A 13,328-nucleotide genomic window follows, 5' to 3' on the forward strand; every position below is an offset into this window, starting at 1 on the left:
ACGAATTAAGTAACCAAAAAATTGCTAATTCTTCAGCTTAAGAAGCTTGTTTGTGTCCTAATTTCAAGAAGATAGTTTCTAAATCTTCTTGAGTGCAGTGAAAATTGCTGATGGGAATTCCTGCTTGAATAAGCGATCGCAATAAATCAGCGCAATCTTCCTGTAACCCTGAAAAGTTCACTCTGGCGCTATTCCTTCCAGGTAATATTTCCCACTCTTCCACTAAAGGATTATTTTTCAATTCGCTCAACAGTGGTTCTAGTTTCCCCAAGGTGGATAACACTATTTGTTGTCGGGATAGTCGCTGGTAAAGTTGCTGGAGTGAAGCACTTTCTACTAAAAAGCCTAGTTCCATAATTCCCACAGAAGTACAAAGTTCTGCTAAGTCACTCAGTACATGGGAGGAAATCAAAATTGTCATCCCCGCTTCTTGCAAAGCCTTGATGATTTCCCGAAACTGCATTCTCGCTATGGGATCAAGACCGGAAACCGGTTCATCTAACAGTAGTAAAATTGGTTCATGAATAATCGTGCGCGCTAAACTTAAGCGCTGTTTCATCCCCCGTGACAATGTAGAAATTAAGCTATTGCGCTTATTAACCAGTTGGATTAATTCCAATACTTCATGGAGCCGTTGAGTGCGCCGGGGTTCCCGTAGACGATACAGCCGCGCAAAGTAATCCAAATAATCCCAGACTGTCAAATCCTCATACAGTGGATAGTCATCAGGTAAGTAACCCAGACGACGCTTGAGAGTAGGATTGCTTTTGTCACGTAATAAGCGATCGCCATTAATATAAATCTCACCCGTAGTCGGCTCCTCAGCGGATGCTAACATGCGGATGAGAGTGGTTTTACCTGCGCCATTTGGGCCAATCAGTCCATATACTTCACCTGTTTGGATCTCCAAATGCACATCGTTAACGGCTATATGCCGATCGAATTGCTTAGTCAGTCCAGAGGTGCGAATTGCTAATTCTTTTACCATAGCTGCTTAGGTGCGGCTTGTGATTTACAGTTAACCTAACCTGTCTCTACAGCTTTTGTCAGGTTCGTTTCAGAAATGGAAACGAGGTTTATACAAACTTTATTTAATTGTGTATTAATACTTAGTATTAAGTGTAAATTTAGATAAAAAAATAGATAAGGCATTTACCTTACCTATTTGTTTATTTGTATTACTTGGACGATGTAAATTTGTCGTCTTAACCAATATTCGATGCGGGAATTATCGGCTCAATACCATTGGAAGATAAACTACTAACTGAATAGCGTTGTTCGGGAACTGGATAACCAGCTTCGCCAAAGGTTTCTTTTATAGCTTTATTGGTGTCAAAGTACACTTGCCAGTAGTGATCGTTATTGCAATAAGGACGTACTGCTAATACCGGGCCTGCCAAATTGAAGGTAATAATTTCTACATCTGGTGCAGGATCTCTGAGAACATTAGGAATAGTGCTAATTTTGGCTTTCAAACGCGCGATCGCATCGTTATGATTTACATCGTGATGTAGTTGCGCTAGTAGGTCAACCCGACGGTAAGGATTAGCAGAATAATTCTGAATATTGTCGGAGAAGATTTTGTTATTGGCAACAATCGTTAAGATGTTATCTAGTGTGTTGATACTACTGGTAAATAGTCCAATTTCTGTGACAGTTCCCGTGACACCTGCGGCGCTGATAAAGTCACCAACCTTAAATGGACGAAAAACTATTAAAAACGCACCTGCGGCAAAGTTCGCCAACAGTCCACCCCAAGCTGCACCAATGGCGACACCAGCGGCTGCTAATAACGCTGCAAAGGATGTGGTTTCAACGCCAAAGAAACCGAGAATTGCCACAATGAGAACGATTCTCAATGTGACAGAAATGATATTGAGAAGGTAGTTAATGAGTGTTGGCTCAACGTTTTGACTGCGGAAAGCGCGTCTGATTAACTTTATGGCAAAGTCAATCAATCGTTGGGCAATAATCCACAAAAGGATAGCGCCTACCAGCTTCAGCCCAAACTCTGTTAAGAGTTGAACAGCAAATTGGCCAATTTCATTAAGCTTCATAGAATTTTTTGTTTATTCATTGTTAAACACAATAAACATACAATTAATTGACACAACAATGCTCAGAAATACTTTTTTTTTAACTTTTTAGTCTCTTCTGTGAAGAAACTGCAAATTAGGCGATCGCTCTTAGTCTTACTCTACTAAGATAGTGGCTGCCAACATTGCAAACCCTCTACTATACTATGCTTTCCCTAAGAGAAGCTATTTATTAACCATCTAGTGTGTTAATATTTGGCTACATACTAATCAAAGCTTTTGGCAGAAATATTTGTCCTGTTTGAATATATTTTTATACACGCAGACATCATGTGTGGTAATAGCGATCGCAATTTTATGACTGCGAACAATGAAGTACTTGCTTTTGTGCTCTATTCAGTTAAAAATAAGTAATAAATTCCTATAATTAATCTACTCAACTAGAGCCAAGATAAGTGAATAATTATAGGTTTAATCAAATAAAATGCACCCAATAAAAATTATTTCATTCATGTTTTCATTTAACAATAGTATTGAGAGCATTGATAATAGACACAACATCATCATTTTCAGATTTTTTGATCAATTCAACAACCCGATCGAAGGTACGGTTAGGATTAGCGATCGCTCGCCCAAGAAATGCAACTTTGCTATCAATAATTGTGATAATATCCTGTTGAACATCAGGAATTTGATAAGCTAAGATTTTTGCATGATTCCAAGCTGATTGCCTGGCTTTACGAATACTAAAATTAAAGATAATTTCATCTTTTCTGCCACCAAATCTATCCAGAATCTCAATTAGCGGTGACATTTGTCCTAAAACCATCTCTGTAGGTTCAAGCAAATCATTGAGAATCGCGTTAATTTTAATAAAATCATCTCGTAGACTATGCACTTTATCACCAGGGCATAGTTCAGCAGCAACAATACCCAGATCTAAATTAATGTGAGAGTTAATTGCTAGCAGTAAGTGTTGCAGAATTATTAACTCTGGTTTTTGCAATACGTCGAATGTTAGCTGCCAGCTGCGGGTTGATTTGATATTTTGTTGATAATCATCCAAAGCATGAAAATAACGATTAGCAAATTGCGTCGTGAATTCTTCCATTCTGGCTGCATCGTCAAAAAAGCCATGTTTGATACCTATTTTTACTTTTAAAGTTACTTGACGATACAGTGCAGCAAAAAATCCCCTCCGACTACGTTCTGCGATCGCTTCGGCAATAATATTGTCTAAGTATTGGATTACCTCATCAGTATTTTTAGCTAACATAATATTCTCTGGTAATAGGGATAAACTTGATTGAGTCTGGAATGCATTCCATACTATAAAGGATTGCGTTCCATACAATTGCAATCAATCCCAAGCGATCCCTATTCGGATTTTCTCATTTTTACTTTACAATTCTTAATTAAGTATATATAACATCATGCCCAAATATCAGTAGCAAATGCATTAAGTAATCTACTATGTATTGAAGTAAATGCTGAGTTGCAAAAAATATCATTTTGGCAACTCTACTTATCAGTAGTCATTGATTTTTTAGAAAAATTTGAAATTAGCGCAAAAATGCTTGATAGTGCCATGAAAATGGGCACAACATTGTTGTACCCACCCATATATCATATTTAATTGGTAAATTTGTCTAATCTGTAATAGCTGTTAAGTGCAGGAATCTGCTGTATATTTTCAGATAGCGATGTCTGGCGCATCTACGCAATAATGACAAAAATCTATCCTTCGCGATCAATAATTAAGTTATAAGGCCAAAACAAAGCTTTGAGCAAACAAGTAGATTTTGAGATTAAATCTGCTACCCAAACAAAAGGAAAGTTACTGTATTCTTCAAATTCTCGAAATTTATTGCTGAGTTGTAACCATTGGATAATGGCTCCTAAAAGATAAGAGAAAATAGCAACCCATAGCCAGACTGACATATAAATATTTTTTCCTCGCTTACAGTAGGTATGACAACATAAGTACTTTCATCTAACAAATTAAACTGTGTAACTGTTGGCTTTTGTCTGATAAAAATTCTCCCCCCAGCGATTAAAAGCTAGGGATAGATAACTGTTATCAGATTCGCTATTACCAGAGATAGCACGCAGAACCTACCACGCATCACCTCCTAGAGAATTATCCAGTTGGGTGAATTGATATTTCGTCAGATAGTACTTGATTTTAAAAGGATATACAATATCTGCTGAGATCTTTCTGGAGAGATGAGTCAAAAGCTATCCTAAAATTTTTGTGAAAATATTTCTCATACCAATTTGAAGAACGATCGCTAAAAATGTAGTTGCTTTGAGCAACGAAACCCAACACCTCAAAAAATTGTAAATTTTGGGTTTCACTGCGTTCTACCCAAGCTACACATCTGTCACATTCTTTTTTAAATTTATTATGAGTTATTTAAATTTATTTAAACTCAGCCTCCAAGATTGGCTCGCTTACTTATTTAATTACGGCTGATGGGTAAAGTAATGATAAATTCTGCACCTGCGCCTAATGTTGACTGAAACTCTAATAGCCCTTGGTGCTTATCTACAATAATTTGGTAACTAATAGATAATCCTAAACCTTTACCTTGACCAACATTTTTTGTCGTGAAAAATGGGTCAAATATATAAGATTTTATACTTTCCTTAATTCCAATACCATTATCAATGATATAAATTTTTATTAGTTCTGCATTGTATTTTTCGGTACGGATATGGATTTGCAGATTTTTGTTATCTTTACCTTGCAAAATATTAGTTTCTAAAGCTTCAATAGCATTTATCAGTAAATTTAAAAAAACTTGATTAAGCTGCCCTGCATAACATTCAATTGCTGGAAGTTGGCTGTATTCCTTAACAACAGAAATTTCTGGACGTTCTGCATCACCTTGGAGACGGTTTTGTAAAATCATCAATGTGCTGTCAATTCCTTCATGAATATCAACTGCTTTAATTTCTGATTCATCCAGGCGGGAGAAGTTACGTAATGACATGATAATATCGCGAATTCTTGCAGCACCGATTTGCATAGATTGCAGCAACTTTGGTAAATCATCAGCGATAAAATCTAGTTCAATATTGGCAATTTGCTTTTGTAGTTGTGCTACAGGGTTAGGATAGTATTGACGATAAGATTGCAACACATACATCAAGTCATGAATATATTCATTAGCGGGGATGATATTCCCATATATAAAGCTAATAGGATTATTGATTTCATGGGCAATTCCTGCCACTAATTGTCCGAGAGAAGACATTTTTTCATTGTGAATTAGTTGGGCTTGAGCAGTTTGTAAGTTTTTAAATGCTTCCTCTAATTGTGCTGTCCGTTCTGCAACTTTAGCTTCTAATGTGTGAGAATATTCTGCTAATTGGGAGTTAGCTTGTTTGAGTTCTGCTGTGGTTTTGGATAAATCAGTGTAGAGTTGCGCATTTTCTAAAGAAATAGCAGCTTGTGCTGTCAACAGTTGCACAACCTCTAGGCGATCGCGTGTGAAAACTCCGGCGGTCAGTGGATTTTCTAAATACAGCAACCCTATCAATGCACCTTGATTGATAATTGGAGTACACAATACACTTCTCGGCTGATTTTTAGTGATGTAGGGATCGGCAGCAAATCGCGATTGAGTAACAATATCATCAATTACTAAAGGTTCTAAGATACGCTTGACGTAGTTGATGACAGTAAGGGGGACATCTTGGCTTTTGTCTAAAGGTTTGGCTGAAACATCTGTTTGCAAGAAAATCGTTCCGTCATCAAAGCTAGCTATGGCGGCGATCGCTAATTGCTGATTTTTGTGTAATAAAAGTACAGATTTTTTCGCCCCAGCATTTTCTAGCATCACTTGCATCAAAATTGATAGTAGTTGTTCGAGGTGAATTTCTCCAGCAATCGCTTGTGAAGCTTTTAAAAATGCAGCAAAGTCTAATTGGGCTGAAAAATTGATGTTAGTGGTAGAGATTGTTGATTTTTCGGAAGATTCTAATTGTGTGGAATATGAAGCTTGATTTAGCTGTAACAACTGGGAGTAATGTGATTCTAAATATTTTACTTGGGCTATGGCTCCCCACTGAGTATAAGCACTTAGCGCTGCTGTCAAATAGAGTTGGGCAATATTGGGTTTATTTTTTGTGAGCCAGAATTTAGCAGCTAATTCATTCCCTAGGGCGAGATCTTGGGTAAATCCATTGGCTTTTGCAGAAGCGATCGCGCGATCATAAAGATCCATTGCTTCTAATTCTTGTTTACTAATTCGAGCGATCTCCGCTTGAATTAATAAAGATTGATGCTCAAAATTTTCTGGGCAATTATCAGCCCAAATTTGCAACTGATGTTGATGAGTAATTATATGTTGCCAATACTCGTCTTGGGTTAATGGTGGAACTTGGTGATAAAGACCCGCTAAAATTAGAGCACGATAAAAAGGATAACTAGCCGAAGTTGTAAAACCTAAAATTGCTGGTAAATAAGTTTCTGCTTGAGTGATGTAATCTAAGGCTAGGTGGTATTTTGCTTGTAAATAGGCTAATTGGGCTTGTAAAATATGCGCGATCGCTAAAGCCATTGGTGTTTGACTAACATGATAGTTTTTTAACGCAGCTTGAGAATCGCAATAGCCAATTAAACTATCTATGACTGTTTTTACTTCGATTAAAATCTCATTTAATAGAGTATTTTGAGTTTGTTGGGCAAAGGAAATAAATTTCTGTATATCTAAACCAATATTATTGATATTAGTTCCTTGAAAATATTGGTTGCAAATATTACCAAAAAGATTATAGCCAGCAAATTGTAATTCTCCTGACTCTAATCCAGCTTGATATCCTAGATTGTTGATAGGAATGGCTAAATGAGTCGGTTTTATCCAATTATTTAACCAACTACCTAGCAACAAATTAACTTGACACTCTTGCCCTTTATTAAGAAATTTTTCTGCTATTTTTGCAGCTAATACACCAAATTCATATCCAGCTTTGTAATCTCCAAAGGCAGAACCTAAAAGAAAACCATAATTAGCATAGGCTTTAGCAGAATCAGCGATATTTCCATATTCAATCGACAAATTAACAGCCTTTACTGTAACCAATTTATATAAGTCAATGTCAGAAGTAATATATGTAGGTGGATCTAAATTAATCAGTAATTTAATTGCATAAATGGAAATAGGATTTTGATTTTTAGGTAAATCTAAAATACCAGTTATTGTAGAATTTTCTAGCCCAGATTTAATTGCCGCATTTTCTCGTTCAATCACTGACTGAAGATTTGTAGAAGGTAAATTTATACCTAACAATGATAAGGCTTCTTTACCAGTCTGAATAGCTAATATATAATCACCTTGGAGTGTAAGTTGTACAATTAATAAGTTATATAGCTCTGCTTTTTCTATGGCTGATTGCACCCGCTCTAATGCTTTTTGAATAAGTAAATAGGAATGTTCAAAATTGCTATTGAGATATTCAATTTCTGAGCGTTCTTTGTAAATTGCAAAGGTTAATTTATACTGTTTTTCCCAGCTATCCTCCGCTAACAGTTGCATTGCGATCGCTAAATATTGAGATGCTGTAGCATAGGCTGTAGAAGCTTTCGCTTTACGTCCCGCCTGTAAGTTTAATAGAATAACTTGCTCTAGTTCCTGGGGTGTAGTTAGCAATTGCAACCCCATATTTAAGTGATTAACAATTTCAAAAATTTGCTTTTCTTGTTCAGCAATTGGTATATTTGCTAGTAGCAATTTTCCTATTTGCAAATGCAAGGTTTGTTTTTGGAATTCATCAATAAGAGAATAAGCAGCTTGTTGGACGCGATCGTGCAGGAATTCGTATATATAATCTTGAGAATTAGATACAGAACCAGGATCATCCTGATTTTCTGTTAAATATAAGCTACTGTTGACAGTAGCAATTTTACTTTCTGCTCTATTCGCGATTTCAGAGATTTGTGAAATACTGTCCTCTGCTTTTATTAACTGATTATCAAGTTGAAATATTTTATATGTTTGATTAGTAGGAATAATTAACCCCTCAGCTAAAGCTAACCATAAATCATTAGCAGTTTGTTCTAGAGATTTCTCATAAACAATTGCTAGGGTTGTTAAGTCAAAACTATTACCAATGCAAGCCGCTAATTTTAAGACATCTTGGGTCACTTGTGGCAATTTTTGCAGTTGCAGAATCATAAACTCTACAACATTATCTGTAAAATTTAAAGTTTGTACTTGATTCAGGTCATACTGCCAACTGCTTATATCTGGCACAAAGATAATATGCCCATCTACATAAAGTTTTTTTAGCATTTGAATACTAAAAAAAGGATTTCCCTGAGTTTTTTGATAAATTAATTTGGTTAGCGAAAATGCTTTTTCTTCTTGACAACTTAAGCTATCTGCAACTAAATGATTTATATCTAAAGCAGTCAAGGGAGATAAATTAATAGTTGTGATTGCCTTTTGATGTCGATCGTGACGAATTGCTTCTAAAGTTAGCATTAAAGGGTGAGTAGCAGAAACTTCGTTATTTCTGTAGGCTCCAATTAATAATAAATGACTAATATGCTGTTCACTCATCAGCATTTGCAGTAACTTCAGTGATGCCATATCTGCCCACTGCAAATCATCCAAAAATATTACTAATGGATGTTCTGGATAAGTAAATACTTGAATAAATTTGCGAAAAAGTCTATTAAATCGTTTCTGGGCAGCATTGCCAAACATTTCCATTACTGGTGGTTGTGCCCCAATAATTTTCTTGAGTTCAGGAATCACATCAATAATGACTTGAGCGTTATCCCCCAAAGCTGCTAAAATTTGACTTTTCCATTGAGTAATTTGAGCATCGCTTTGAGTGAGTATTTGCGCCATTAAATCTTGCAATGCCTGTACAAAAGCCGAGAAAGGAATATTACGTTGAAACTGATCGAACTTACCTGCAATAAAATAACCTCTTTGCCGCACAATTGGCTTTTGTATTTCATTAACCAAAGCAGTTTTACCAACACCAGAAAAACCTGCTATTAAAATCAATTCACTTTTTGATAAAAATTCTGAAGTGTGATTGACCTGTTCCTTATTTCCAGCTACTCGATCAAAAACTGCTAATAATGTCTCTATTTCTGCTTGACGACCATAAAGCTTTTCTGGAATTAAAAAGCGATCGCTGATATCTTGTTGTGCTATTTGAAATGCTTCTATGACTCTTGTTTGTTGCCATTCACAATAACAACGCTCTAAATCATACTTTAAACCAGCAGCACTCTGATAGCGATCTTCAGCATTTTTCGCCATCAATTTCATGACAATATCAGAAATTACTTCTGGGATTTCTTCCTTGATTTCTTTATTCTGGTTTTTGTCTGTTAATAATGGTGGTTTTTTGGCAATATGACAGTAAACTAACTCCATTGGCTCTGATACTGCAAAGGGTAATTCTCCCGTCAATAACTCGTAAAAAGTCACACCTAAAGAATAAAAATCTGTACGATAATCAATCCCCCGGTTCATTCTTCCAGTTTGTTCTGGAGAAATATAAGCCAGCGTTCCTTCTAATACATGAGGATTTTGCAGTTGTTGAGTTTCTTTTGGTAACAGTGAAGCGATAGAAAAGTCAATAATTTTCACCTCCTTGGTTTGGGGATGAATTAAAATATTGGCAGGTTTAACATCTTTATAAATAATGCGTTGTCGGTGAATTTCCCCAATTATTCTGGTGATTTCAATAGCCAGGAGTAAGAATTCTTCTAATTTAAATTTACCTGAATTACTATACTGCTTTAAATAACTTGATAAAGAAATGCCACCATAATCCTCCATTACCAAAATATAGCCTTTTCCATACTCTTCCAGACCATAGGATTTAACAACACCATCAATATTGAGATTTTGAGAAATATTGTACTGGTTACGAAACTGGATTAATTCATTGAAACTGGGTAATTCATTCCGCATGATTTTTAAAATCACCGGCTGTAAGTCTTGTTCCCTAATTCCCCGGTAAACTAATGTTCTATTTCCCTGATAAATTTGTTCATCAACTCGGTAACCTGGAATTTTCAATGATGCAGTCTTCATATGTACACAAATTACTATTACTATGGTCAGCTATTAATTAGTATGCCCGTCAGCTGTTGTTGTGTAACATAAAATAGTTAGTTAATTTTAATTAGATGCTTATCTACTTTGTGATTTAATCTATTTTTAAAAAGTAATTAGTACTATTAAGATAAGAGTACTAAGTAAAATAACAGTATTTGGATTAGTAAAAATTTAGACAGATGCGATCGCACAAACTTGTAACCCAACAGGTGTCTGAATAATTACCGATTCCACCCCAAAGACTTGGGCGATCGCCTCAGGGGTAAGCACTGCTTCCGGCGTTCCTACACCCCAAAGACGACCTTGTTTTAATAAAGCAATGCGAGAACTATAACGTGCAGCTAAATTTAGTTCATGTAATACTGTGACAATGGTTAAATTCTGTTCCTGATTCAAGTCTTTAAGTAATTCCAATAATTGCAATTGATAATTAATATCTAAATAAGTTGTCGGTTCATCTAACAATAAAACCTGGGGTTCTTGTGCCAAAGCCAAAGCTAAAAAAGCCCGTTGTCTCTCACCACCAGAGAGTTGTTCAACTAAGCGATCGCTAAATTTTTCTAATTGTGTTTTGAAAATCGCTGCTTCTATTTGTTGCCTATCTTTAGCAGTTAATTCCCATTGCCACCAAGGTTGATGCGGTGTACGTCCTAAACTGACTAACTGTCGCACTGTTAAACCTACAGGAACCGTTTGCTGTTGGGGTAACAAGGCTAATTTTTGGGCAACTACATTCGGTGGTTGAGAATGAATTGCTTTACCATCAAGTAGTACTGTTCCCTGTTGAGGAGAGAGAATTCGACTGAGTAATTTCAGTAATGTAGATTTACCAGAACCATTAGCACCGACTAAACTTAACCATTCTCCTGTTTGCAAGGAGAGGTTAATGTTTTGAATAATTGGCGTACTACTGTAACCGCCTGTGAGGTTTTGTAATTCTATGGGCATTGGATATGGGGCATGGGGCATTGGGCATGGGATGATTTTGTATGATTGATTTATCTTTCAATCCCAGCAGAACGGCGATAAAGTAACCAGATAAATAAAGGTGAACCTAGCAAAGCGGTGACGGAACCTACAGGTAATTCTATGGCTCCCAGTCTTGAGAGTAAATCGGCAAAGATGAGTAACCATGCACCAGCCAAGGCGGAAAGCGGTAAAACGAAACGATGATCTGTGCCGATAATCAGGCGTACACCGTGGGGAACGACAAGGCCGACAAAGCCAATTAACCCACTAATGCTAACTGCACCGGCGGCCAGTAAAGTTGCGACACCACCAATCAACAGACGCGATCGCGTTAATGATACTCCCAAACCTAAAGCCAAATCATCACCTAAAGCTAACACGTTGAGCGATCGCGCCAGCAAACACCCCCCCAGCAAAGCCAAAATAATATAGGGGCCAGCCGTAGTAATTTCTTTCCAACCCCGACCATTTAAACTACCGACTAACCAGTTTAGGGCAATTTGAATTTGACCATCTTCGGCTAATAAAAGTAATGTACTCTGCACTGCGCCAAACAAAGAACTAATGGCAACTCCGCCTAAAATTAATCTTTCAACTGCAATTCCTGATCCTGCACGACCGAGAAAAATCACTATCGCTGAAGTTAAAATTGCTCCTAGCCAAGCCGCCAGAGGAATCGCCGCCGGAAAGATTTGCAGCACTACCATAACAATGACAACTAGCCCTGCACCTGCGGAAATACCTAAAATAAAAGGATCGGCCAGACTATTACGTAACATGCCTTGCAACAACGCACCGGACATTCCCAACGCCGCACCAACAATTAAAGCGGCGACAATGCGCGGTAGCCGTAAATCCCAGAGAATTGTCTGCTTAATCGGATCGCCTTGATGAAGAATTGCTTGCCATAATTCTCGCCCACTCAAAGGTACTGCACCTTGAGACAGAGAAAGGGCTAAAGTTACTACCAGCGCTGTAATTAAGAATAAAACAGCCCAGAGTAAACGGTATTTAGTAAAAATTAACTGTAATGATTTATTCATCTTAACGATTAAGGATGAGTCTAGCGCCCATTGCTTTCAACTGAAGTTTAAACGCCTATCCTGGGTGAGGAATGCAGACATCACCTTAATTTTGGTGAATCTGGAGTTAGGACGCTTTGAGTTGACTCTTATACTCTAAATTAACTATGAATTGCACCATCTGGCATAATAGCTCCAGCTAAGTTAGCACCGATCAATTTTACCAACAGGCGATCGCCAGAACGAATCCGCGCGCCTGTCAAATCAGCTCCCCGCAAATCAGCACCACTGAGATCTGCACCAATTAAATTAGCAGACCGCAAATTTGCTTCGCGCATATCCGCTAAAAGTAGGTTAGCTCTAAATAAATTTGCTTCCGATAAATTAGCCCCGCGTAAATTGACTTTGTGCATAAAAGTATCGCTGAGATTTGCACCACTCAGATTTGCAAAACTCAAATTTCTGCCCGATAAATCTTTGTTACTCAAATTTGCCCGACTAAAATCTTGACCGCTGAGATCAGGATTTTTCTGTGCTGGTTGATAGTTTGTTTGTGGTGGCTTTTTTGGTTGAGGTGGTGTTGGTGAATTAGGTGGTGAATAAGATTGTGAGTACGGTGGTGAATAAGGCTGAGAATAAGTTGGAGACTGATGTTTAACTTTAAGAGAACGCAATTTATCCCGCGCTTCATTGATTGCTTTGATTTTTTCTTGTGCCTTTTGTTGTAAACGGACATTATCTTGGGGAATGCGATCGGGATGCCAGACAAAAACCAAATCTTTATAAGCCTGGTTCACTTCGTCAATTGTTGCACCAGGCTCTAATTCCAAGATTCTATAGTACCGTTCCAACTCGCTCATAAGATGTTTTAGTTGACAATCAAGTTAATTATGAGTAATGCATCCCTCTATCGGCTTAATTCGTGATTAAATATCTATTTAAATGGAGTATTTCCTATCATAGATAATTTGAGATTTTTACTATCAGTGGAAATAATTTTAGCCGCTGGAGTTGCTCAACCTCATATTTGAGCAACAGTAGCTTTTAGCTAAAAAAAAGCTATATTAACATGCTAACTGATGCAGTACGGCAATTTTATCAGGAGTACCGTCCAACAGCAGAAAACTTTTACATAGTTATTATACAAGCCAGTAGTGACGAACTCAGTCCATCAATAACCTTTCTGTAGGCACACCACCCTTAGCATC

Annotated in this window: 8 protein-coding genes; all 8 read right to left on the reverse strand. The window is 37.1% G+C overall.

Going from position 1 to position 13,328, the window contains the following annotated elements:
* Positions 1–37: 37 nt before the first annotated feature.
* The 8 genes from H6G41_RS19615 to H6G41_RS19650 all read right to left on the reverse strand — a co-directional run bounded on the left by H6G41_RS19615 (position 38) and on the right by H6G41_RS19650 (position 12,980).
* On the reverse strand, positions 38–988 hold the full coding sequence (locus tag H6G41_RS19615; protein ID WP_190747858.1) for an ABC transporter ATP-binding protein: 951 nt from the start codon (positions 986–988) through the stop codon (positions 38–40).
* A gap of 217 nt (positions 989–1,205) precedes the next feature.
* Positions 1,206–2,057, reverse strand: a complete 852-nt coding sequence (locus H6G41_RS19620) for a mechanosensitive ion channel family protein (RefSeq protein WP_190747859.1) — start codon at positions 2,055–2,057, stop codon at positions 1,206–1,208.
* A 496-nt stretch (positions 2,058–2,553) separates the two neighbouring features.
* Entirely contained in the window at positions 2,554–3,312 is a 759-nt protein-coding gene (locus tag H6G41_RS19625) for a DUF5995 family protein (protein WP_190747860.1), read from the reverse strand.
* A 461-nt stretch (positions 3,313–3,773) separates the two neighbouring features.
* A complete protein-coding gene (locus H6G41_RS19630; RefSeq protein WP_190747861.1) occupies positions 3,774–3,977 on the reverse strand; it encodes a hypothetical protein in 204 nt (67 codons plus the stop codon).
* Positions 3,978–4,498: 521 nt separating this feature from the next.
* Positions 4,499–10,105, reverse strand: coding sequence for an ATP-binding sensor histidine kinase (locus H6G41_RS19635; RefSeq protein WP_190747862.1), 5,607 nt, complete (start codon positions 10,103–10,105; stop codon positions 4,499–4,501).
* Between the two features lie 195 nt (positions 10,106–10,300).
* Positions 10,301–11,077: an ABC transporter ATP-binding protein gene (locus H6G41_RS19640; protein WP_190747901.1), complete on the reverse strand. Its 777-nt coding sequence runs from the start codon at positions 11,075–11,077 to the stop codon at positions 10,301–10,303.
* Positions 11,078–11,127: 50 nt separating this feature from the next.
* Positions 11,128–12,141 (reverse strand): iron ABC transporter permease, encoded by a 1,014-nt coding sequence (locus H6G41_RS19645; RefSeq protein ID WP_190747863.1) that lies wholly within the window; start codon positions 12,139–12,141, stop codon positions 11,128–11,130.
* A gap of 140 nt (positions 12,142–12,281) precedes the next feature.
* Positions 12,282–12,980 carry a pentapeptide repeat-containing protein gene (locus H6G41_RS19650; protein WP_190747864.1) on the reverse strand — a complete coding sequence of 233 codons (699 nt, stop codon included), beginning with the start codon at positions 12,978–12,980 and terminating at the stop codon, positions 12,282–12,284.
* Positions 12,981–13,328: the final 348 nt, after the last annotated feature.

This window comes from Tolypothrix sp. FACHB-123 (assembly GCF_014697075.1).
GTDB lineage: Bacteria > Cyanobacteriota > Cyanobacteriia > Cyanobacteriales > Nostocaceae > Aulosira.

Coding starts and splice junctions, on each gene's coding strand:
- H6G41_RS19635 (WP_190747862.1), bottom strand. CDS start 10,105: ATGAAGACTGCATCATTGAAAATTCCAGGTTACCGAGTTGATGAACAA.
- H6G41_RS19615 (WP_190747858.1), bottom strand. CDS start 988: ATGGTAAAAGAATTAGCAATTCGCACCTCTGGACTGACTAAGCAATTC.
- H6G41_RS19650 (WP_190747864.1), bottom strand. CDS start 12,980: ATGAGCGAGTTGGAACGGTACTATAGAATCTTGGAATTAGAGCCTGGT.
- H6G41_RS19640 (WP_190747901.1), bottom strand. CDS start 11,077: ATGCCCATAGAATTACAAAACCTCACAGGCGGTTACAGTAGTACGCCA.
- H6G41_RS19620 (WP_190747859.1), bottom strand. CDS start 2,057: ATGAAGCTTAATGAAATTGGCCAATTTGCTGTTCAACTCTTAACAGAG.
- H6G41_RS19630 (WP_190747861.1), bottom strand. CDS start 3,977: ATGTCAGTCTGGCTATGGGTTGCTATTTTCTCTTATCTTTTAGGAGCC.
- H6G41_RS19645 (WP_190747863.1), bottom strand. CDS start 12,141: ATGAATAAATCATTACAGTTAATTTTTACTAAATACCGTTTACTCTGG.
- H6G41_RS19625 (WP_190747860.1), bottom strand. CDS start 3,312: ATGTTAGCTAAAAATACTGATGAGGTAATCCAATACTTAGACAATATT.